Origin of the sequence: Legionella gratiana (assembly GCF_001467695.1) — a bacterium.
Taxonomy (GTDB): Bacteria; Pseudomonadota; Gammaproteobacteria; order Legionellales; family Legionellaceae; genus Legionella; species Legionella gratiana.
In genome coordinates this window covers 634,186-657,465 of the sequence record NZ_LNYE01000022.1, presented here as the reverse complement: position 1 = coordinate 657,465, position 23,280 = coordinate 634,186, and the positions used below count along the sequence as shown (strand labels likewise).

The following is a 23,280-nucleotide window of genomic DNA, read 5'->3' as shown; positions in this document are numbered from 1 at the left end:
AGGTTAGGTTATGACTAGTAGTAAAGATGAAGAATATGCGAAAAAGATAACCGATGCAAATGAAAAATTTGCAAAAACAGCAGAGGAAATCCGCAAACAAGAAAATGAACGTATCATGCAAGACTACCAAAATGCGCAAATGCAAAAAAGGCGGATGGAATATGCTATGGCAATGGAAGAGCTCCGGAATAAACATAAAGTCAATAAAGGTACTGATAGAGAAACAACCCTGTGGGATGAGGCTATGCACGAAGCTGATAGGGCTATTAGTGCAGGAGAATTAACAAATAATCATGACTTTCGCTCTGCAATGATGGCTCTTTTGGCTATGTATGGCAAACTGAACAAAGCAATAGCTGTATCAAGAGAACAAACTTTTGGTGAATATTATAACAAGTATGTATATGAAAAAAATGGAGATCCAATTGGAAACATGTGGATTAAACTGAAGGGGGCAATGCGAGACGCAGTTAAAGGAGACGGTGAAATTGATATACCGGCGTTGCAGCATAATGTTAGCTTTAAAGATGGAAAGTTACAGATAGAGCCATTAACTCGTAAGGATGGTGCTCCTTTGGTGGTTTATCAACGAGATGAAAAAGGAAATATTAAATATGAAATGGATGAAAACGGAAAACCTAAACTTGATGATAAGGGCCAGATGATAAAGGTAGTTAGTACTGAACCTCACCCTGCAAATGAAGGATTTAAGTCTCTTGTTGATGCTTGGCTGCTCGAACATGATTATATTTTCGTGCCTGATGAGCCAGGAAAATACAAGACTATCGACGGTAAATATTTAGATGAAGAGGAATTTAAGCGCATAGCGCCAACTTTTGGTGAGTTCCTAGAAAGGACTGCAGATTTAACTTTCGAAGATCATTCTCCCGCGCTTAGAGGTTGATACGCTATTTTATTGCGGTATGCCGCTATGAAAGCGAAATACCGTATCCGTTGCTAAGATAAAGTCATTTTCCAAAGATAAAAACATTTTTAACCGGCCTTCTATATCTTTACCGTATAATTGAGCTAATCTCAAGTAATCTTCAAAATGTCGTGCTTCTGATTTAATTAAGGTACCGTAAAATTTTGCTAAATCTTGATCTTCAAGGTAAGAAATAATTGCATGGAAACGCTCACAGGACCGAGCTTCAATGATGGCACCGATTATAAGTTGATCGCATAAACGTTGAATCATGTCTCTACTTGTAACCAGCTTATGCATTTGAGTTGCATATCCTGATGGCTGCAAGGGGCAGAATTGAATTCCTTTACGAATCATTATTTGCATCACTTTTTCAAAATGAAGCAGTTCTTCACGCGCCAAAGGTGACATGACTTCGACTAATTCCTTTTTTTCGGGATATTTACTGATGAAATTAATGGCTGTTGCAGCTGCTTTCCGTTCACAATGGGCATGATCAATCAACAGTAAAGGAACATGTTTTGCTGCGTACTCTAACCATTTTTGAGGTGTTTTTATCCGCAGAAAATCATTTACTGATTGTAAATCGGTCTCTAATCGTTTTAACATCTATGAATACACTATACTTAGTAAAATATGCTGTTTTATATCACATACTTTGCAGAAATTAAATCGGATGAAAAATGAACGAGGAAAAAGCTAATAATGAATTAAGCCATTGGTTTTCCACTTATGGAGTAATTACTGCTGAACGTATCTTGGGAAGGTATCAAATTGCTTTAGAACATACAGAGCTGGTTGAAGCTATCAAAACTCCGACTAGTTTATATCATCATTTAGTGCAAGTTCCATTAAGAAATGTATTAAATGGCATTGTTTTGGAACAAGCAAATGATTACCACGTATACGCTCAAAAACTTTTTATTGATTATTTATTATCTGGTGAGAGTGCCAAAGATGAAGAATCCCAAGGTGCTGCAACTCGCGAAGTCTTAGAAAGGGAACGTCAGCAATTAATATCCCTTGGCGATGAATTTCATAAAACACATGGCCGACATGATTGGCTTATTGCTGAAAGTCAATCTGTTCTGATCAAAGTAGCGCATCTATTTAATGTTGAAATGGAAAAATCGATTAATGCTTTGAAATCTTCGTTAAAAAGTGTGAATTTTTCTGGATCTAAAAGTGAAATTCGTAAAGCCATTAGATCTGGCTTGATTTATTGTAATATAATGGACGATCAGACAAAGGAAAGCAGACTTCATTTTATTGAAAAAATGAATGAAATTCTTAAAGCTTCATTAACTCAGGATACTAAAGAACGAATGCTATTCAATTTGGAAAAAATATTCAAAATTGCATCTGATTTTAACGAACAAATAAAAGAGTTTATTGTGAAGACTGAAGAAATAACCCAGGCCGCCAATGCGTTCCGGATTCAATTTCACGACACAATTCTTCGTGTTGTGGAGCTTATTAAGGCTTTGCCTGATTATAAGATTGATCCAGAGCAAGATGCCATTAATAGAGAGCCTTTATATTTTGATAAGAGTATAGGCGCTGACTGAGTAAGCTCGATTGACAATTTATTCTGTTCCCCCTACGTCCCGTGCTTTATGTCCTGTCTCTTGATCCTATCTCATCAAGAGACAGCTGCTTGCGCAGAGAGGGAGGGACTTCTCAATTCCGTCACCTTCCGCAAAAGCGGAAGGTCTAAAAGTAACAAAGCTTTGCTCTAAACTTCACCTTGCAGTCATACGCTTACGAGACCCCCTGCTTACGCAGAGGGTGACGATGCTCTCAATACCGTCTCCTTCTGCAAAAAAAATAATTGGATCCTGTTTTATTTGCGATAGACAAGATGTGTAGAGGATTCAGCTTTATGCACGGGATCGAGATGATGTAAATCTATTTGAACCCACCTAGATTCTAGTAAGGACTGGATTGTCACGAACAAGTCGCGGCACAATAGGCGGTGGGGATGAATATGTCAATACGCCTAGAAAAAAACAAATTCAGTTTAAAAAATAAACTAATCATTGACTTAAAAATGAATTTATATTAGCCATAAAGCAGGTATTTCGTGTATAATATTGCACTTTAATCTAATCCCTATGGAGTGCATAATGGCAAAAGAATCAACACTGTCAATTATTAAACCTGATGCAGTAGCTAAATCTGTAATTGGTCAAATTTATACACGCTTTGAAAAAGCGGGTCTAAACATCATCGCAGCAAAAATGATGCAACTTTCTCGTGAGCAAGCAGAACGTTTTTACGACATTCATCGTGCACGTCCTTTCTTTAAAGATTTAGTAGAGTTCATGATTTCTGGCCCAGTAATGGTCCAAGTACTACAAGGCGAAAACGCCGTAATGAAAAATAGAGAAATTATGGGGGCTACCAACCCTAAAGAAGCTGCTCCTGGAACAATACGCGCTGATTTTGCAGACAGTATCGATGCAAATGCGGTACATGGTTCAGATAGTTTAGAAAACGCAACTCGAGAAATTGCTTTCTTTTTTGAACCCCATGAACTATGTGAAAGATAAGCATTGATTTTGTAGCCTAGGCCCCATCTCTGCTGCACCATCTAGGCTACGTTGTTCTTTAAATCACATCCTTTACTTAGGGCCATTAAATTTGGAGTGAAAATTGACTGCGCAAAAAGTAAATCTTCTGAATTACAATTATCAACAAATGCGTGAGCTATTGAATAGTTGGGATGAGCAGCCATATCGAGCACAGCAGATAATACAGTGGATTCATCAAGCAGGCTTAACCGATTTCTCTAAAATGACTAATCTAGGAAAAGCGCTAAGAGAAAAGCTATCTCAATTATCTTACATCAAATTACCTGAAATAATTGCGTGTCAAAAATCTAATGATGGAACTCATAAGTGGTTATTAAAGCTTGAGTGTGGCAATTGTATTGAGACTGTATTTATACCCGAAACTAATCGAGGAACCTTATGTGTCTCCTCTCAAGTTGGGTGCGCTTTGAATTGCTCTTTTTGTTCTACAGCAAAACAAGGGTTTAATCGAAATTTAACAACAGCTGAAATTATTGGACAAGTTTGGTTGGCAGTACGCGAATTATCACAATGCCAAGGCAACCATGATAAAAGAGTCACTAATGTGGTTATGATGGGTATGGGTGAGCCTTTACTTAATTTTGATAATGTTGTTTCTGCAATGAATATTATGATGGATGATTTTGCCTATGGATTATCAAAACGGCGAGTTACTTTAAGTACTTCTGGGGTTCTACCTGAGCTAGAGCGTTTAAGAGAAGTGAGTCCTGTTGCTTTAGCAGTTTCTCTTCATGCACCTAATGATGAATTGAGGAATGAACTTGTACCAATCAATAAGAAATATCCATTAGCTCAATTAATAGCGTTGTGTAAAATTTATTTTAAAAAGGAACCAAGAAGGAAGGTGACTTTTGAATATGTAATGCTTAAAGGCGTAAATGATCAACCCGAGCATGCACATCAATTAATTAAGTTATTACGTAATGTTCCTGCAAAAGTAAACTTAATTCCTTTTAATCCATTTCCAATGACACAATATGAGCGCTCTTCTCAAGAGGCAATTGATGCATTTAGGGAAAAATTAATGGCTTATGGAATTAACACGATTACTCGCAAAACACGAGGTGATGATATCGACGCGGCATGTGGGCAATTAGCTGGAGAGGTAAAAGACAGAACAAGCCGATCCCAAAGGTGGCAAAAATTACATTTTATACCGAAAGCTGATCAAGAACAGCTCGCGCATGAATAAGAGTTTATGATGAATTGTCAACAAACCCTATTATTTATGACAAATCATTTTTAATTTATGTGTATGCGGTTATAATGCCCCAATCATTTTATAATCTTAATGTGGAATATTGTGCTCAAAAAATTTTATTCCCTGTTGATTATGGCTTGCTTGTTGATGCAGGCGTGTACCCATAATGAAGAAAGTGGAAAACAAAATTTAAAAAAGCCCGATCTTAGTAAAGCTGCATCATACAATGTTCAGCTGGGTTTGGGTTACTTAAAACAAGGAGATAGGCCGCGGGCGAAAAAGAAATTGCTTACTGCACTTGAGCAAGAACCTACATCACCCGATGTTAATTCCGCATTGGCTTATTATTTTGAACAGACCAAAGAATTGGATCAAGCAGAAAAATACTATTTAAAAGCAATATCTTTAACAGGAAGTGGAGGGGCTCAGCTTAATAATTATGGTGCTTTTTTATGTCGCCAGGGTGATTATAAAAAAGCTGAAAAATACTTTTTAAAAGCAGTTAATGATTTACAATACATACATACAGCAGGGGCTTATGAAAATGCAGGGCTATGTGCATTGTCTGTGCTCAATGAAGAAAGGGCTATGTTTTATTTTGCAAAAGCACTAAATCAAGATCCCTCACGAAAGGTATCATTATATGAACTGCTGAAACTGGAAATTAAAGCGGGAAGAGATAAGGACGCTTTTGCTTTAGTGCAAAATCATCCTGATTTAGTTTTAAATGATAGGATATTGTTATCTTTAGCTAAAGAAGTTTCTGAGAAAGTGGGTCAACATCATATTGCTGCAGGATATGAACAAGATTTAGGTAATTTGAATTCCCATATCGATAACAGTGGAGTAAATAATGAACACAATAACCACTCTGGATGAAGATATACTTGAAAAAGATAGGAATCCAGGAGCGCAACTTGCATCTATACGAGAACAAAAGGGTTATACTATCGAATATGTTGCCAATAAGCTTCATTTGCGAGCTCGTATTATTGAATTGATTGAAAATAATGAGTTTCATTTGTTGCCTGAACCTGTTTTTGTTAAAGGATATCTGCGTGCTTATGCCAAGTTATTAGGTACTTCTCCTGAACCTTATTTAGCAATATTTAACAAGCAATACCTTGTTGAGAGAAAACCAGAGCGTGCTTTATGGCAGCAAAGTAAACGCGAATCTCATAAGGTAGAACATATTATTCGTTGGTTTACTCTTTTATTTGCTATAGGAGTTATTGTTGCTGTTGGAATTTGGTGGCAAAAAAATAGAGATAATCAACAGGTATTTGCGACAAATAGCTCTACGACTGTTACCGATTTATCACTGAATCAACAAACACCAGTAAATAAAAATTTAGAAATTAAGTTAACTGATATATCTAAAATGCAATCTTTGCTCAATCCTAAACCAGAAATGTCTCCCTTGGAGAAGACCAGTGACTGAGCGAATTCAAGCAATCCGTGGAATGAATGATATACTTCCTGATGCAACAGCATTATGGCGTACTCTAGAGCAAATTTTTGTTCATGTTCTTACTCGATATGGTTATCAAGAGATACGTTTCCCACTTGTTGAAAGTACACAATTATTTAAGCGCACTATTGGTGAGGTCACGGATATTGTTGAAAAAGAAATGTACACTTTCAATGATCTAAATGGTGACAGTATTACTCTTAGACCAGAGGGAACAGCAGGCTGTGTACGTGCTTGTCTCGAGCATGGTCTTTTACATAATCAACAACAAAAATTGTGGTATATGGGGCCTATGTTTCGCCATGAACGACCTCAAAAAGGAAGATATAGACAGTTTAATCAACTTGGTGTTGAAGCATTTGGCATGTCAGGAGCAATGATTGAACTGGAGTTGATCTCTATTTGTCGTAAGTTCTGGGAACAATTGGGTTTTGATGATTTGGTCCGATTGCAAGTGAATACTTTAGGTGAATTGTCTGAGCGACATCATTATAAGAAAATTTTAGTTGACTATTTGCTTGATCATAAAAACCAATTGGATGAAGACAGTAAACGCAGATTAGATCGGAATCCATTGCGAATTTTAGACAGTAAAAACCCTGAAATGCTTCATTTATTAGCGAATGCCCCGAAGTTGATTGATGTCCTAGGGGAAAAAAGTCGGGTACATTTTCAGTCATTTTGTGATGGCTTAGATGCATTAAAAATTCCTTATGAAGTAAATCCAGTCTTGGTTCGTGGACTTGATTATTATGGACATACAGTATTTGAATGGGTTACAGATAAATTAGGCAGCCAAGCAACGGTTTGTGCTGGGGGCCGTTACGATATACTCGTAGAGCAATTAGGTGGTAATCCAACGCCCGCGGCGGGTTTTGCGTTAGGTATAGAAAGGATCTATTTGCTTATGGAAACCTTAAATCTATTGAAGCAAGAAGTAGAAAGAGATGCTTTATACATTATTGCTACCAATGATCAAGCTGTGATTCGTGGGCTTAAAATCGCAGAATTAATTCGTAATATATATCCTAAAGTCGCGGTATTGGTAAATACTGCAGGTGGAAGTTTTAAAAGCCAATTTAAAAAAGCGGATAAGAGTGGTGCACGTTTAGCACTGATTTTGGGTGAAGATGAATTGGCTAAAGAACAAATCGGTATTAAGGATTTACGTGGTGGAACAGATCAAATCACAGTAAATCAAAGTATGCTTAATCAAATTTTAGAAGATTATTTAGAGTAAGTGTGGGAGAGCGCTATGTCAGTATATATGACTGAAGAGGAACAATTAGAATCGATAAAAAAATGGTGGAAGAAATATGGGAATCTAATTACTGTTATCTTATCACTGGTGCTCTTTGGTATTGCCGGATATAGATATTTGCATTGGCATCAGGATAAACTGACCCAACACGCTTCCAATGCATATGAACATATGATGGTTGCTCTTTCAAATCATAATATTAAAGCTGTAAGATCTTATGCTAATGAGTTAATTCATGAGCATAGTGGATCAGTTTATGCAGATGCAGCTCATATGACTCTTGCAAAAATTTATGTATCTAAAAATAAATTGGATAGGGCTACAGAGGAATTAAAAAGTGTTGCTTCTAATAGTCAAATGCTTGCTTTAAAGCAAATAGCAAAAATTCGTATTGCGCGAATCTATGCAGCAGAAAAATCGTACGCTAATGCATTAAAAGAGCTCAGCAGTGTTGATGATAACACTTATTTACCAGTCATCAATGAACTGAAGGGGGATATTTATGGAGCAACAGGCCAATATCAAGAAGCTATGAAGTCTTATAAATTAGCGTTAGATGAAGTAAAAACAAATGGCATAGGTAACTTATTTTTAGAAATGAAAACGAATGAGATCGCAAGTAAGTCACATTCCATGATTTCAGGAGATAAAAAAATACAGGCTGCATGATTGAGAATTGAAAAGAGCTTGATAAATCTATATCTAAGAATCTTGTGTTATTTTGCTTTAGAAGTCGTAGCCCGATAGAAAGAGAACTCCAAATTTCTTTGGCTCTCTAGCTTAATAGTCTAGAGAGATTAATAATTTGGGCTGTACAAATTGAGGTTTTATTTTCATGAAAATTAAATTTTTTATTTTACTTTTCTTTATTACGGTACAAGGGTGTTCCAAACTTGATGATTATATGCTCGGTAAAGACAATACTCCAAAACCTAAAGCTCTTAAAGAAATTCAAGATAAAGTTAAAGTAACAGAAAATTGGACTGTTTCTGTGGGGAAAGCGTCTAAAAACAAAGAATATTTAAGACTTAAACCTGTAGTTCAAGGCGGTACTATTTATACTGCAGATGCTAGTGGACTTGTTCAGGCGGTGAATAAAAATAATGGTGAAATAAAATGGACTACACCATTGAAACATGGTTTAGTAAGTGGCCCTACTGTAGCAGATGGTTATATTGCTGTAGGTACAAGTAACTCTTCAACCGTTGTATTAAATCAGGCTAATGGTAAAAAACTATGGCAGATCAAGGTTTCAGGTGAAGTTCTATCTCCACCTACCATTACGCACAGAAAAGTAATTGTTAAAACAATTGATGGAAAGATTTATGCGTTTCATGCTGCCGACGGTAAACAATTATGGACCGCTGAACATGGTTCACCCAGTTTGATTCTAAAAGCAAGCTCGTCCCCAATAGTGATAGGAAATTTATTGTTAATCGGTTTTTCTGATGGGAAATTAGATGCATTAGATATAGATACTGGCCGTGTTATCTGGCAACGAAGTATCGTTTATGCTGCTGGATCAAGTGATGTTGAGCGATTAGTAGATATAGATGCAGACCCAATAGTCGAAAATAATGTGGTCTATTTGGCGACTTATCAAGGTTTTATTGGCGCATTATCACTTTCTGATGGACAATTTCTCTGGAAAAAATCAGGATCCGTTTACAAAAACATGGTATTAAGTGGAAATACCTTATATGTTACTGATAGTCATGATGTACTATGGTCGCTTGATAAACTTAGTGGTCGAGTTAATTGGAAGCAAACTGCTTTAAAAGCAAGAGTCTTAACTGAACCTGCGTTAATTAATAATGAGATAGTCGTTGGCGATAAGACGGGCTACCTCCATTTTCTTGACTTACAAACAGGTGAAATTTTAGCTCGTACAAAAGTTTCGGGGGGAGTAAGTATTTCTCCAAGTGTGATTGGAAGCAAACTATATGTATTAACGGACAATGGCATGCTTCATCAATTATCTGTGAGTTAAAACATGATCCCTGTAATTGCACTGGTTGGGCGTCCTAATGTGGGTAAGTCTACTTTATTTAATAGATTGACTAAAACACAAGATGCTCTTGTTGCTGATTATCCTGGCTTAACCCGAGACAGACAATATGGTCAAGCACAACATGATGGCAAACATTATATCGTTGTCGATACTGGCGGTATTGGTGTTGATGATATTGCTGTTGATAGTTTAATGTCTAGACAATCTGAAATAGCGTTGAACGAAGCTGATGTCGTGTTGTTTTTAGTTGACGGACGCACTGGTTTAACAGGGATTGATGAAAAAATCGCAAGCAACTTGCGAAAATTAAATAAAATAGTTCATCTTATTGTCAATAAAACTGAGGACTTAGATGATGATCTTGCGTGTGCTGATTTTCAATCTTTAGGTATTGCGAGTATCCACTCTATTTCTTCATCTCATGGAAGAGGTATTCGAGCATTATTGGATGATATTTTATTACCTTTTGCCCCACAGTTTGATGATGTTGAAGAGGACCATGCCATTAAAATTGCCTTTGCTGGTCGCCCTAATGTTGGAAAATCAACTTTGATTAATCGAATCTTAGGTGAGGAAAGAGTAGTTGTTTATGATATGCCTGGAACTACCAGAGATAGTATCGCCATCCCTTTTGTCAGGGATAATCAAAAGTATCTATTAATTGATACCGCAGGTGTACGCAGAAAATCTCGAATTGATGAAAAAATAGAAAAATTTTCAGTGATTAAAACTCTAAAGGCAATTGAAGAGTCAAATGTATGTTTACAATTATTGGATGCTAATGAAGGAATTACCGATCAAGATATGAACTTGCTTGGTTTTATTATTGAATCGGGTAAAGCCTTAGTGATTGTTGTGAACAAATGGGATGGCCTGGAGGAAGAACATAAAGAAAAAATAAAAAGCGAATTATCAAGAAGATTACATTTTGCGAATTTTGCAAAAATCAGATTTATTTCCGCTTTGCATGGTAGTGGCGTAGGAAATCTGTTTAAAGATATTAATGAGGCTTATACTTCTGCAATTCAATCTTTTTCTACACCCAAATTAACCCGCTTGCTTCAAGATCTCAGTACAAAACACACTCCGCCATGTGTAAATGGACGCAGGATTAAATTGCGTTATGCTCATCTTGGTGGTCATAATCCTCCGGTTATTGTTATTCATGGAAATCAATTGGCTGATTTGCCTGATAGCTATAAACGTTATCTTAATAATGAATTTATTAGGCATCTCGGATTAATTGGAACTCCTTTAAAACTTGAATTTAAAGGAGGAGTGAATCCTTTTGCTGATAAGAAAAATAAATTATCACAACGACAAGTTAATAAAAAAAGAAGATTAATGAGTCATGTGAAAAAGAATGCTAAAAGAAAGAAATAGTGCTTAGGAAGAGCAATCTATTGCAATTCAATGTTGATCTAGCTAAGGTTGGATGTTTAGTAATCTTGCTCAATAACTTAAATCAGTCTAATCTTTGAATAAGATAAAATAATCTCAATTTTTTCATCCCTTCTGAAGGAGATGTTTTATGGATAATTCAATCTCTGAAAATTTAGAATTATATAATTTCATGAAAGAGTTAGATTTATTTAAAATGCTAAATAAAAATGCACTTTGGCCTCTAGTTAATTTGGCAACACTCCGTCATTTTGAACCTGATGAAATAATTATTGCTGAAAATAGCGATCCGACAGGTATTTTTGTTGTATATAAGGGAACAGTACAAGTCTTTAAATCTATTGGCGATGGTAGTGAATTCGTAATTACTCAATTAGAGCCAGGGCAGATTATTGGAGAAATTTCTGTAATTGATAAACTAAAGACTACTGCCTCTGTAAAAGCATTAGGAAAAGTAGATTGTATTTTTATTTCAGAATGGGATTTTACCACTCAAATACATGCTTATCCTGATATTGGCCTTCAACTCTTACCTGTTCTGACAAAACGAATTCGCATCATGTATGAGAAAATAAAATGAAAGAGTCTGATCTCTATCGTAAGCAGGCAGTAAAGTCATTTTATGAGCGCGAAGATTTTCAACAGACCATTCGAATTATTACACCAAAATCATGGATTTATTTAATCATTTTTTTTATGTTGATCTTAGCTGGCGTCATATGGTTGATTTTTGGTCAAATTTCTACTTTAGTAGAGGGACAAGGAATAATTTTTGCGAAGAATGCTGAAATTATTAATGTTATGTCACCTATTTCTGGTGGTTATGTGAAGCAACTATGGGCTAGTCCGGGATTGAATGTCAAAAAGGGGCAATTGCTAGTTACTCTAGTGAATCCTAATATGAATAGTGAAGCGAAAGAATTAAGAAATTATATAGAACAGCAGAAAATTAAATTGGCTGAATTGACAAAAACTGCAAAATCTGAAATCGATATTCGCTTAAAACAAATTCAAGAGTCTATTAATCATACACAAACGATCAATGCCAGTTTACAAGAAAAAAAGAATCGTCTTGAAGCTTTATTAAAAATTCAGGAAGCTGCTTTTAAAAAAGGAATCTTATCGCGGCTTGAATTAACTGATATACAAGTTGCTTACTATGATTCGAAAGAACAAATTACTACAAATGAAAAAACACTTGTCGAACTGAATCAAAACAAAAATGATTATATCGAGTCTTGGAATACTAAAATTCGTGAGTTACAAGAGAAACTTGCACAGTCACAATTTAATTTAAAAAAGCTCATAGAAAATATTAAGTTAACTGAGGTTGTTTTAAGTCCAGTAGATGGAATTGTTTCTAATAATTACATAAAACCAGGTGATTTTTTAACTGAAAAACAAAGACTGATTAATATCATTACTCACAATGATGATCTTGAGGTCATTGCTTTTTTCAATGCTGATGTGGGTAAAAAAATTGCTGTTGGCATGTCATCCAAAGTTTTTCCCAAACATGTTAATGTACTCGAATATGGTGGGATAGTTGGCAAGGTAACCTATGTGAGTGAGCTGCCTATAAGTCCTCAAGGACTTACAAGTATCTTAGAAAACCAAAAAATGGCTGATGTATTTGAGCAAAATGGTCCTGTTTTTAAAGTAAAAATAAAGCTAATCCATTCGTCAGATACGCCAACAGGCTATCGCTGGACTACCTCATCCGGTCCCAAAGAAAAGCTCACGCTTGGTACGGTTACGAAGGTCGAGATTGTCATTAAAAGAGAGCATCCTCTATCTATAATTTTGCCGATTCTGAAATCGACAAAAAACTGGGTAATGAATAAAAATGATTAAATTTGATCTTGATCCTGGTTTATTAAATGCACCTCATAAGAGAGTAAAAACCCCTACTATTCTCCAAATGGATGCCATGGAATGTGGGGCGGTTTGTCTTGCAATTACTCTTGCCTATTATGGCCTATATATTTCTGCTGAAGAGGCGCGAGAAGCTTGTGGGGTCACCCGCGATGGATCAAAAGCAATCAATATTATCAAAGCTGCTAGAACTTTAGGGATGAATGCGGAAGGTAAACGTATTCAGGAAATAGATACCCTTCGTTACATGCAAACGCCATTCATTGTCTTCTGGAAATTTGAGCACTTTATGGTAATTGAAGGGATCATAAAGAATAAAGTTTATATCAATGATCCCGCTACAGGCCCTAGGATTATCACCCTAGAAGAGTTTGATAAAGGTTTTACCGGTGTTATTTTGCGTATTACACCGAGCAAAGAATTTAAACCTGGTGGCAAAAAAGAAAAAACAGTTCTCGAACTATTGCGTGACCATTTAAAAGGAGATTCAACGGAAATTATTTATATCGTTCTTGTTTCGGCACTTCTATCAATTCCGCAAGCATCTTTGGCTTTATTCATTGAATTTTTTATTGATAATATTATTATCAAAAATCAGAAACAATGGATGCCCGGTTTTATTTTTGGCATGACGATTACCTTAATCATTACCATAATACTTTTGTGGATTCAGCAATATTATGTAGTACGATATAAATTAAAATTCTCCATCAAAAGGATCCCTGAATTTTTTAATAAACTATTGCATTTACCCATGAACTATTATCTGCAAAGAGCTACCGGTGACATTGCAAATAGAGTTCATATTTTTGATGAAATAGCAACAAAAACAACTAACTTTTTATCTGAATCAATCATTGGAATCTTAAGCATATTAATTTATTCGACTCTTATTCTATTAATTAATCAAACCATTGGATTGATTACTATTTGTATTACTGTATTAAATTTTTTAGCAATTATTCTTACTAAGAGAAAAATAATTGATCTTGGTCGTCGTTACTCACAGGATCATGCAAAAATGTATGGTATTGAATTCAGTGGTGTACAAATGATTGAGACACTAAAATTTATGAGTGGCGAAAATCGTTTTTTTTCTCGTTGGTTAAGCTATAAATCCAAGCTAATTGATTCCGAGCAAAAAATTGATTTTTATACAGCACTTATTTCATTACTCCCCAGCGTTCTTTATTTCTTTAATCTGGTTTTTCTAGTTATTTTGGGTCTTCATTTTATTATGCAAGGTACAATGACTGTAGGAGGTTTAATTGCAATTTATACTTTATTGCTTCTTTTTTCTGCTCCTGTAATAGAAGTTGTTGATAATTTTTTGAAAATCAATGAGCTTAAAGCGGATTTAATTCGAGTCAATGATGTTCTATTAGTACAACAAACTGACATGACAATGCAACAAAAAGACATAAAATCGAATAACTTAATTGATATAAAAGATCTTTATTTTGGTTATTCCAAATTAGAAGCTCCTATATTATCAGAAATTAATATTCAGTTGAAAAAGGGAAATACTATTGCAATTACGGGTCTTTCAGGTGGTGGAAAATCTTCTTTACTCAATTTGATTTGCGGGCTTTTTGAACCCTGGTCAGGTCAAATTTATCTCAAAGGAAAGAGCATAAAAAATTATACCCCTAAAGAATTGTTTAAGATGGTTTCCTACGTTGATCAAAATATTTTTCTATTTGAAGGCACTATTCGTGATAACCTTACTATGTGGGATAGAAGTATTGAGGAAGAAACCATCATTGAGGCTCTAAAAGCTGCCTGTATTTATGATTTAGTGAAATTGAAAGGAGGTCTTGATTATGCGGTGCAAGAAGGCGGCACTAATATAAGTCTTGGGCAAGCACAAAGAATTGAATTAGCACGAGCATTACTTAAGAAACCTGAGTTGATTCTTCTTGATGAGGCAACCTCAGCCCTTGATTCACTAACCGAAGCAAAAATCTATGAAAATTTGCGCAAAATGAATTGCAGTTTTCTCATTGTTACTCATCGTTTGAGTGCAATAAAATATTGTGATGAAATTATTGTTATTGAAGATGGAGGAATTATTGAACGAGGAGATCATGAACAATTAATGAAGCTCAACGGACGATATAAGGGATTTATCGAAAGGGATTACTTATTATGAATGATTCAGAACTTGACGATATTGCTCCGGGATTATTAAAAATTCAACGAGTTTTGGGTCATCAAAACGCTAAAATTCACTCTAGCTCAGATAAAAAAAAATTATTGATTGATGCATTAGTACATTTGGCTGAGTTGATTGATATTAGTCTTAAAATACCCAGTGGTGATCTTAGTGATGATCTTGATGATTTAATGGAAAAGATTTCAATTCATTCAGGTATTCGTATACAAAAAATAACACTAGAAGGCAAGTGGTGGACACATGATCTCGGTATTTTTCTTGGTTTTATGGATAACTCTCCATGTGTCTTAGTACCTAAAAAAAATGGCGGCTATCAGTGTTCTAGCCCAACTGAGATTATTACGTTATCTCCAAGCCAATTAAATAAAATCAGTACTTATGGTTTTTCCTTTATTAAACCTCTTCCTAAGACAGCAACCAAGCTCTTAGATATTCTTAAATTTTCATTTAGTACTCTAAAGAATGAAGTGCAATCAATTTTGTATTTGCAATTAGGATTAAGCCTTATTTTGATGAGTTTGCCGATATTAATGAGTTACTTTTTCAACAATTTTAGTCAATTTATAGAGTCTGGACAAATAACGCTTTTAGCAATTTTATTAATTATCAACACACTAATTTATTCCTTATTGTCGATCAATCAAACAGTTTTAATGTTAAATCTTCGTTTTAAAATACAAAGACGTCTTGAACCAGCGATTTGGGATAGGCTTCTTAAGTTAACACCAACGTTTTTTCGCCAATTGAATGCTGGAGATATTGCTTATCGTGCTGGAGTTGTATCAACCATTCAAGAAATGCTTACCCAATCAACTATTTTGTCTCTTTTTAGTGTAGTAGTTGCTATGTTATCTTTTATTTTAATGTGCTATTACAACCTGATGCTCGCACTTTTGACTTTACTAAGTGTTTTGTTAATCAGTTCTATAATCATTTTTATTAGCCATCGTTTGCTTATTCATCAGCGTAAGGTCTATGAATATTTGACTAAACTATCTGGGTTTGTTTTTCAAGTGATTAGTGGCATTATGAAATTCAAAGCATCAGCAAGTGAGTACCGAGCTTTTAATATCTGGTCTGATTATTTCTCAAATCTTTTAATAGCGAGATATAAAGCAGATAAGATCCAGATGAGTGTGCATATCATCCATGGTTCTTTACTTCTATTTATGACTCTTGTTTTATTCTCTATTTATTTTTATTTTAATAAACAGATGGAAATTGGTAGTTTTATTGCCTTTAACGCAGCGTTCTCACAGTTTTTTTCAGCGTTGCTTACATTGACTACCTTTATTACGTCAATTCTGATTATTGTACCTCTTTTTGAACAATCATTGATTATTTTGGAGGCAAAGGTCGAGCCACTTCAGCTTGGTGGCAGCCATATCAAATTGGAAGGAAAAATTCAAATCAAGAATTTATCTTTTCGTTATGAGGATAATCAGCCATTAATTTATAAAAACATCCATTTGCTGATTAATCCTGGTGAAGTGATTGGTATTACAGGAAATTCTGGATGCGGTAAGTCAACTTTGTTTCGAATTTTATTAGGATTGGAAAAGCCTTTAGATGGTCAAATTTTTTATGACGATATCAATATGGATATGATTAATTTAGCAAATCTGCGTCAACAGATCGGTGTTGTCACCCAAAAGTCAGTACTTACACCAGGAACGATACTCGAAAATATTATTGGTAATGACAAACATCTAACTAGAAATGATGCATGGAATATTGTGTATCACTTAGGTTTGGAACAGATGATCTCTGCTTTACCTATGGAAATGGATACTTTTATTAATGAAGGAATGCAATCTTTGTCAGGAGGGGAACAACAGCGGATTGTTCTTGCACGTGCTTTGATAAAAAAACCAAAAATTTTATTTCTTGATGAGGCAACGAGTGCTCTTGATAACCAAAATCAAACAAAAATTCAAGAGTATTTGGCAAAATTACAGATCACCCAGGTTGTTATTGCACATCGCCTTTCAACCTTAAAAAGTGCATCTCGAATTTTGGTGATTCAGGAAGGACGTATTATACAAGAAGGTAATTTTGATCAATTAATTCAAACTGAGGGATATTTTGCAAAACTTGCCAAATTTCAATTTCCTGATTTTGAGAGTAAACCCCCAGAAAATTGATGATGTCTTGATCAAGAATAGCTCGTATTGCGCTTTCGCTAATACGGGCTACGTTTTGAATCCGACTTGGATTACGCTCACGTCGGATTCAGAGACGACAATTCACAAAACTTGTAAATTTAGGCAAGTTTTGGTTTATCGATTATCTTGGGACGACCTCCATCTCCAGATGACGGAAATGATATTTTTTTACCACCTGCTTCTTTACCAACAGCGGGAGTTAAACTGATCACCAATTTACCAGACTCAACATTCTGTAAGGTTTCATCGGGTAAATTCTTTATATTGTCTGCAAATTGATTCACTAGTGATTCAATAATATCTTCACGTTTCATTTTAATACCTCTCGTAACTCTCTTGCACCAAGAATAGAACTTCAAGATGCACCACAAACTTGGTCAATTTCCCCTCTCTTCGGTTAAGTTTAGTTCACCAAATTAACTAATACAAACGTATTGATCTCTAGATGAGTCTTAAATTAGAAAGACCGTTAGCCAATAGTGAATGAGCGCGTTCTATTACTTACTTTACAGTCGTAAAGTGAGTACATCACATGGAGCATGATTTACAGTAGCATGCGCTGTACTTCCTAAAAAAGTGTGAAGTGTAGAAGAATGACTGCCTAGAATAATGAGTTGACAGTTTAATTCTTTTACTTTATTAAAAATATGCTCTTTAACTGAACCTACTTCAACAAATTGTTGTTCGTGAGGTATATTAAAATTTTCGCCTATTAAAGCTAAAACAGTCTGTGCATCATCTTTTGCGGGGTTGGCTAGTTCAGTAAATCCAAGGCCTTGGGCGAGTTGAAAACTAGCAGGTAACTCAATGACATGTAATAAAAAGAGTTTGGCATTAAATTGCTGTGCAATAGTAACTGCTTTTGCGGTGAAATGATTATGTTCTTTAAGCAAATCCGTAGCGAATAAAATATTTTTATACATGATACCCTCAAAATAGAACTTTGTTACTGTAAATTGTAGTTGATTCTACATTATAAGTACCTATTTTATTTCATGAATTGAAAAAGATTTTATAGAGAAACACACGCTGCAATTCTATATGAGTTTGGGATTGATTTCATTTAAGGGAATCAATACAAAATCTCTTAGCTGGATGTACGGGTGAGGAATCATAAGCTTTTTTGATTGGATGACACGATTTTCATAATAAAGAATATCGATATCAATTACTCTTGGTCCCCAACGTTTTTTTCGTATGCGGCCTTGCTTCTTTTCAATTTTTTGGCATGCATTGAGTAGCTGCAGAGGAGATAAAAGAGTACTTATTTCTATGACTGCATTACAAAAATTTTGTTGACTTTTTAATCCCCAGGCCTTGCTCCAGTAAAACGATGAGATTTTGGTAACTGCTGTTAGCCTCAATGTTTTAATGGATTGAATCGCTTTGCGGAGTTGGCGCTCAGGACTCTTTTGATTTGAGCCTAAACCTAAATAACAGATATTCATTGAGCATCGCTTGTTTTGGGTTTTCGACGTCGTTTTTTTCGCTTAGGAAAATCGGGTGTAATTTGTGCAACCATTTTTGCTTGTTCTACTTCGTCTGCATCCTGAAAAGTTGTCCACCATTGGGCTAACTCCATGGATTCGTCACCAGCTAATGAGCGTAAAGCCATAAAGTCATAAGATGCTCTAAAACGTGGATGTTGAAGGAGATTGAACGCTCTACCACCTAATCTTTTTGCAAAACGATATTGTAATAACCAGATCTCGCGAATAACTTGACTGTAACGTTTAGGAATAGAAATAATTCTGTTTTGTTCTGAAATAACAAAAGACATCGCTTGTTCTAAGGAGGGGAGAGGATCTATACCTGTACTTTGCAAGTGTTTTGAATGCTCAACCATTGGAAACCATAGAAGAACTGCAAACAAAAATGCAGGGGTTACTGGTTTTTCTTCACGGATACGAGTATCCGTATTCTCAAGTGCAATCGCTAATAATGCATTTATTGGATAAGTACTGCCTAATAGTTTATGGGTTTGCGGAAATAAATGTTGAAATAATCCATAGTGCATGAGTAATCTTTGTACTGTTTCTGCATTCCCGCATTGGTATAGCTTAGTCATTTCATCAAATAAACGAGAGCTCGATACATGAGTAATGAGATGACTCACTTCTGGGAAGGGGGCTTCTGTTTCTAAAGCCAACTTAAAATTTAATTTGGCACTGAATCGAATTGCACGTAACATTCGTACAGGATCTTCTTGATAACGTTTGATCGGATCACCAATCATACGAATCAGTCTTTCTTCTACGTCGTTTACTCCACCTGTAAAGTCAATAATCGATGAGTCGTTAATGTTGTAGTAAAGTGAGTTAATAGTGAAATCACGTCTCCAAGCATCTTCATCAAGAGAACCATAAGCGTTATCGCGAACTAACATCCCACGCTCATTTGTTACTTGATTTTCATCAATAGCTACATGACTTCTAAAGGTTGCTACTTCGATAATTTCACGGTGAAAGAGTATATGAACCAATTTAAATCGACGACCAATGATTCGACCGTTTCTAAACAAACTCTTGACTTGATTGGGTGTTGCATTTGTGGCGACATCAAAGTCTTTTGGTGCTTTATGAAGTAATAAATCCCTAACGCTACCACCAACAATGTATGCTTGAAACCCAGCACTTATTAAGCGGTTGAGTACCTTAAGTGCATTGCTACTGATGTCTGTTTTAGATATGTTATGTTTATTTCTAGGAATGATATAAGCTGAATCAACAGGTGCAACATGAGCCCTGTTTCTCTTTAACAGCTTTTTAATAAACTTGATGATCTCAGTATCTCACAAAGATGAACGAAACATGCTATTATAACCAAGCAGAGAAATAAAGTGAATCATTTAGCTTTATAAATCTTAGGTTAAGATTATATCATAGACTCACCACATTTTTATAATTGAGGGATTTAATGGATTTTCTAGGTATTATTACCAGTTTAATTGTATTAATTATATTAGAAATTGTATTAGGGATTGATAATTTGGTTGTTCTATCTATCTTATCAGAGAAACTTCCTGTTCATCAGAGAAAAAAAGCAAGACGTTGGGGCCTAACATTTTCTTGGGTGACTCGTCTCATGTTACTTGCGCTTGCAGTACATATGATAAAATTAACCAAACCCTTGTTCACCATAGCTCAAATTTCTTTTTCGTGGCGTGATTTGTTTCTCGTACTCGGTGGTGCGTTTTTAATTTGGAAAGCGACGGATGAAATTCACCAGGATGTTACAGAAAAATCATTAGAGCCCAAAAAGGAGGTTCGTGCTTTTAAAGCAACGTTTGGCATGGTTATCCTGCAGATTGCAGTAATGGATATTATATTTTCCTTAGATAGTGTACTCACTGCTGTGGGTTTAACTTCACGTTTTTGGGTGATGGCTGTTGCAATTACCTGCGCTATTTTAATTATGATTTTTGCCAGTGAAATAGTCAGTACCATTATTCAAAAATACCAAACTCTTAAAATGCTTGCACTGAGTTATTTGATTTTAATAGGAATGATACTTGTTGCTGATGGTTTTTCTTTTCATGTGCCTCGTGGATATGTATATTTCGCGATGGGATTCTCATTAGCAGTTGAGTTTTTGAATTTATTAAAACATTCACGCCAAAAAAAATAGGCTCTAAGAAAACATCAGGAAAATAAGCATGCTGTATGTTAAAGCTTTTCATATTATTACCATGGTTGCCTGGTTTTCAGGATTATTCTATTTACCACGATTGTTTGTGTATCATGCAGATACTCATGATGCGATTAGTCTTAATCGATTTAAAATCATGGAAAAAAGACTTTATTATGGGATTACTTGGCCAGCCGCTCTTTTAACCACCTTATTAGGTTTATGGCTTATCAGTTATAATCCAGGGTATTACCTTAAAGAAAGTTGGATGCACGCTAAGTTGAGTTTAGTACTTCTTTTATGGGTTTATCATTTGCTATGCGGCCATTATCTTAAAGCATTTGCACAGGATCAAAATCAAAAAAGTGTGCGCTTTTTTCGCATTTATAATGAAATGCCGACCTTATTATTGATAGGTATTGTTATTTTGGTCGTGGTTAAACCATAAAGTAAAAGGCCCACCTCACTGCCATTGACTTAAGGGGTTGTCGTTTTCGCGAAAGCGGAAATCCATTTCTATTTGAGCATTGTGCTACATCACAAAATGGGTCCCCGCTTTTGAGCTGAATCTTCTACACACCTTGTCTATCGCAAATAAAACAGGATCCAATTATTTTTTTTTGCAGAAGGAGACGGTATTGAGAGCATCGTCACCCTCTGCGTAAGCAGGGGGTCTCGTAAGCGTATGATTGCAAGGTGAAGTTTAGCGCAAAGATTGGTTACTTTTAGACCTTCCGCTTTTGCGGAAGGAGACGGTATTGAGAAGTCCGTCACCCTCTGCGCAAGCAGCTGTCTCTTGATGAGATAGGATCAAGAGACAGGCTTTTGCGAGGACGACTACAAGTATGGCAGTGAGGCTGATTTTTTATTCGATTTCAACCATTTCAAAATCTTCTTTACCAGCACCACAATCTGGGCAGAACCAATTTTCGGGAACATCATCCCATCGTGTACCAGCCTCTAAGCCATCTTCTGGCCATCCTTCTGCCTCATCATAAATAAAGCCACAAATGACACAAATGTATTTTTTATATTCTTGCATAATAACACTCAGCTAAAAGGGAGTAATTTATCCACTGTAAGCCTAGATGTAAAGTGAATCTGTTCATTTTGCAATTTTTCAGAATAGAGGTACTATACGCAACAAAATTAATGGAGGTTTTTATGTCCCGTTCAATAGATTTATTTCACCAAGCTCAGGCACTTATTCCTGGGGGTGTAAACTCACCCGTTCGTGCTTTTAAAGGTGTAGGAGGAGAGCCTATTTTCTTTAAACAGGGAAAGGGGGCATATCTTATTGATGTTGATGATCAAGAATATATCGACTACGTAGGATCTTGGGGACCATTAATACTGGGACATTGCCATCGCACGGTAATTGATGCGGTAAATAAAGTGCTGTTTAGTGGTATGAGTTTTGGTGCACCTACTGAACTTGAAATAAAGCTGGCTGAAAAAATTATTTCTTTAATTCCTTCAATCGAAAAAATACGGATGGTGAATTCAGGAACTGAAGCAACAATGACAGCAATTCGGTTAGCAAGGGGATTTACCAAGAAAAATAAATTTATTAAATTTAATGGCTGTTACCATGGACATAGTGATAGTTTGTTGGTAAAGGCAGGTTCTGGTTTGTTGACTTTGGGTATTCCTTCAACACCTGGAATCCCGCAAAGTGTTACGGAACATACTTTAACCGCAGATTTTAATAATCTAGAGCAAGTTGTTCAATTGTTTGAGAAGTTTCCGGAGGATATTGCCGCTGTAATTCTTGAGCCAGTAGCTGGAAATATGGGGTTTGTTTTACCGGAGCCTGAATTTTTAAAGGGTTTACGTCAGTTATGTGATCAATATAAAGCTCTATTAATATTTGATGAAGTTATGACTGGCTTTAGAGTAGGGTTAACTGGTGCACAAGGGATATTTAATATCACTCCTGATTTAACTACTTTAGGTAAAGTAATCGGTGGCGGAATGCCTGTAGGGGCTCTAGGCGGCAGGGCTGAAATTATGTCCTTTTTAGCCCCGGAGGGACCGGTTTATCAAGCAGGTACTCTTTCTGGAAATCCACTGGCTATGGCAGCAGGTCTAGCAACATTATCTGAAATTGAAAAACCCGATTTTTTTGTTGAGTTAAGTCATACAACACAAGCACTAACGAAGGCTTTAGCCTCCGTTGCAGAAACATTAAGTATTCCATTTTTTACTGCATCATTGGGTGGTATGTTTGGTTTTTGTTTTACAGAAAAAATATATATCACTAATTATGCAGACATAGCTGCGTCAGATGAAGTTTTATTTAAAAAATTTTACCACGGCATGTTGGAAAAAGGGGTTTATTTTGCGCCTTCAATGTATGAAGCTGGATTTGTCTCGAGTGCACATGGAAAAGAGGAAATTCATAAAACACAAATGGCGACTGAAGAGGTGCTAAGCCAATTAAAGGCGTAGAATACCTCTTAGGTTAATTAGGTAACAAGATTGCAAAATTATTTTTAAAATACTAGACAGTGATTTTTTCACATGTCATATTCGTAAACGTTCTTGAGCTAACAAGGAAAGTCATGACGTCA

General features: G+C 35.6%; 23 protein-coding genes. 17 read left to right on the top strand and 6 right to left on the bottom strand.

Translation table 11 applies throughout. The features are described 5' to 3' along the window. Positions 1-10: 10 nt before the first annotated feature. Complete coding sequence (locus Lgra_RS10620; RefSeq protein ID WP_058499216.1) at positions 11-904, top strand: hypothetical protein; 894 nt, start codon at positions 11-13, stop codon at positions 902-904. Positions 905-913: 9 nt separating this feature from the next. On the opposite strand, the gene Lgra_RS10615 is transcribed toward Lgra_RS10620, so the two are convergent. After that, positions 914-1,534, bottom strand: coding sequence for a MiaE family protein (locus tag Lgra_RS10615; protein ID WP_058499215.1), 621 nt, complete (start codon positions 1,532-1,534; stop codon positions 914-916). Positions 1,535-1,608: 74 nt separating this feature from the next. Between Lgra_RS10615 and Lgra_RS10610 the strand changes: the two genes are divergently transcribed. The 13 genes from Lgra_RS10610 to Lgra_RS10550 all read left to right on the top strand — a co-directional run bounded on the left by Lgra_RS10610 (position 1,609) and on the right by Lgra_RS10550 (position 17,059). Then, positions 1,609-2,493 (top strand): hypothetical protein, encoded by an 885-nt coding sequence (locus Lgra_RS10610; RefSeq protein ID WP_058499214.1) that lies wholly within the window; start codon positions 1,609-1,611, stop codon positions 2,491-2,493. Between the two features lie 558 nt (positions 2,494-3,051). Then, the gene (ndk, locus tag Lgra_RS10605) at positions 3,052-3,477 is read left to right on the top strand and encodes a nucleoside-diphosphate kinase (protein ID WP_058499213.1); all 426 of its coding nucleotides are present in this window, start codon (positions 3,052-3,054) and stop codon (positions 3,475-3,477) included. 103 nt (positions 3,478-3,580) lie between these two features. Continuing rightward, positions 3,581-4,711, top strand: a complete 1,131-nt coding sequence (gene rlmN / locus Lgra_RS10600) for a dual-specificity RNA methyltransferase RlmN (protein ID WP_058499212.1) — start codon at positions 3,581-3,583, stop codon at positions 4,709-4,711. Positions 4,712-4,822: 111 nt separating this feature from the next. Next, the gene (gene pilW, locus Lgra_RS10595) at positions 4,823-5,599 is read left to right on the top strand and encodes a type IV pilus biogenesis/stability protein PilW (protein WP_058499211.1); all 777 of its coding nucleotides are present in this window, start codon (positions 4,823-4,825) and stop codon (positions 5,597-5,599) included. After that, a complete protein-coding gene (locus Lgra_RS10590; RefSeq protein WP_058499210.1) occupies positions 5,574-6,161 on the top strand; it encodes a helix-turn-helix domain-containing protein in 588 nt (195 codons plus the stop codon). The genes pilW and Lgra_RS10590 overlap by 26 nt, the downstream gene beginning before the upstream one ends. Continuing rightward, on the top strand, positions 6,154-7,431 hold the full coding sequence (hisS, locus tag Lgra_RS10585; protein ID WP_058499209.1) for a histidine--tRNA ligase: 1,278 nt from the start codon (positions 6,154-6,156) through the stop codon (positions 7,429-7,431). Before Lgra_RS10590 ends, hisS begins: the two co-directional genes overlap by 8 nt. Positions 7,432-7,446: 15 nt before the next feature. Then, positions 7,447-8,121, top strand: coding sequence for a YfgM family protein (locus tag Lgra_RS10580; RefSeq protein ID WP_058499208.1), 675 nt, complete (start codon positions 7,447-7,449; stop codon positions 8,119-8,121). A gap of 166 nt (positions 8,122-8,287) precedes the next feature. Next, positions 8,288-9,442, top strand: a complete 1,155-nt coding sequence (gene bamB / locus Lgra_RS10575) for an outer membrane protein assembly factor BamB (protein WP_058499207.1) — start codon at positions 8,288-8,290, stop codon at positions 9,440-9,442. A gap of 3 nt (positions 9,443-9,445) precedes the next feature. Further along, complete coding sequence (gene der, locus Lgra_RS10570) at positions 9,446-10,846, top strand: ribosome biogenesis GTPase Der (protein ID WP_058499206.1); 1,401 nt, start codon at positions 9,446-9,448, stop codon at positions 10,844-10,846. A gap of 148 nt (positions 10,847-10,994) precedes the next feature. Next, positions 10,995-11,444, top strand: a complete 450-nt coding sequence (locus Lgra_RS10565) for a cyclic nucleotide-binding domain-containing protein (RefSeq protein WP_058499205.1) — start codon at positions 10,995-10,997, stop codon at positions 11,442-11,444. After that, complete coding sequence (locus tag Lgra_RS10560) at positions 11,441-12,718, top strand: NHLP bacteriocin system secretion protein (protein WP_083502897.1); 1,278 nt, start codon at positions 11,441-11,443, stop codon at positions 12,716-12,718. Before Lgra_RS10565 ends, Lgra_RS10560 begins: the two co-directional genes overlap by 4 nt. Next, positions 12,711-14,891, top strand: coding sequence for a cysteine peptidase family C39 domain-containing protein (locus tag Lgra_RS10555; protein WP_058499204.1), 2,181 nt, complete (start codon positions 12,711-12,713; stop codon positions 14,889-14,891). Before Lgra_RS10560 ends, Lgra_RS10555 begins: the two co-directional genes overlap by 8 nt. Further along, entirely contained in the window at positions 14,888-17,059 is a 2,172-nt protein-coding gene (locus Lgra_RS10550; protein ID WP_058499203.1) for an ATP-binding cassette domain-containing protein, read from the top strand. Before Lgra_RS10555 ends, Lgra_RS10550 begins: the two co-directional genes overlap by 4 nt. Before the next feature lie 119 nt (positions 17,060-17,178). Here Lgra_RS10550 and Lgra_RS10545 read toward each other — a convergent pair whose 3' ends face one another. From Lgra_RS10545 to pcnB, 4 genes are all read right to left on the bottom strand, one after another. Next, a complete protein-coding gene (locus tag Lgra_RS10545; RefSeq protein WP_058499202.1) occupies positions 17,179-17,394 on the bottom strand; it encodes a hypothetical protein in 216 nt (71 codons plus the stop codon). A 192-nt stretch (positions 17,395-17,586) separates the two neighbouring features. Further along, the gene (locus Lgra_RS10540) at positions 17,587-18,003 is read right to left on the bottom strand and encodes a universal stress protein (RefSeq protein WP_058499201.1); all 417 of its coding nucleotides are present in this window, start codon (positions 18,001-18,003) and stop codon (positions 17,587-17,589) included. A gap of 114 nt (positions 18,004-18,117) precedes the next feature. Then, the gene (gene folK, locus Lgra_RS10535; RefSeq protein WP_058499200.1) at positions 18,118-18,528 is read right to left on the bottom strand and encodes a 2-amino-4-hydroxy-6-hydroxymethyldihydropteridine diphosphokinase; all 411 of its coding nucleotides are present in this window, start codon (positions 18,526-18,528) and stop codon (positions 18,118-18,120) included. Continuing rightward, positions 18,525-19,841, bottom strand: a complete 1,317-nt coding sequence (gene pcnB, locus Lgra_RS10530; RefSeq protein WP_058499199.1) for a polynucleotide adenylyltransferase PcnB — start codon at positions 19,839-19,841, stop codon at positions 18,525-18,527. Before pcnB ends, folK begins: the two co-directional genes overlap by 4 nt. 155 nt (positions 19,842-19,996) lie before the next feature. On the opposite strand from pcnB, the gene Lgra_RS10525 reads away from it, so the two are divergent. Together Lgra_RS10525 and hemJ are read left to right on the top strand one after the other, a co-directional pair. After that, positions 19,997-20,707, top strand: a complete 711-nt coding sequence (locus tag Lgra_RS10525; RefSeq protein ID WP_058499198.1) for a TerC family protein — start codon at positions 19,997-19,999, stop codon at positions 20,705-20,707. 28 nt (positions 20,708-20,735) lie between these two features. Then, positions 20,736-21,155 carry a protoporphyrinogen oxidase HemJ gene (hemJ, locus tag Lgra_RS10520; protein WP_058499197.1) on the top strand — a complete coding sequence of 140 codons (420 nt, stop codon included), beginning with the start codon at positions 20,736-20,738 and terminating at the stop codon, positions 21,153-21,155. Between the two features lie 417 nt (positions 21,156-21,572). Here the strand turns inward: hemJ and Lgra_RS10515 are convergent, their stop codons facing one another. Beyond that, complete coding sequence (locus Lgra_RS10515) at positions 21,573-21,749, bottom strand: rubredoxin (RefSeq protein ID WP_058499196.1); 177 nt, start codon at positions 21,747-21,749, stop codon at positions 21,573-21,575. 122 nt (positions 21,750-21,871) lie between these two features. Here Lgra_RS10515 and hemL point away from each other — a divergent pair, with 122 nt between their 5' ends. Continuing rightward, positions 21,872-23,158, top strand: a complete 1,287-nt coding sequence (gene hemL, locus Lgra_RS10510; RefSeq protein ID WP_058499195.1) for a glutamate-1-semialdehyde 2,1-aminomutase — start codon at positions 21,872-21,874, stop codon at positions 23,156-23,158. Positions 23,159-23,280: the final 122 nt, after the last annotated feature.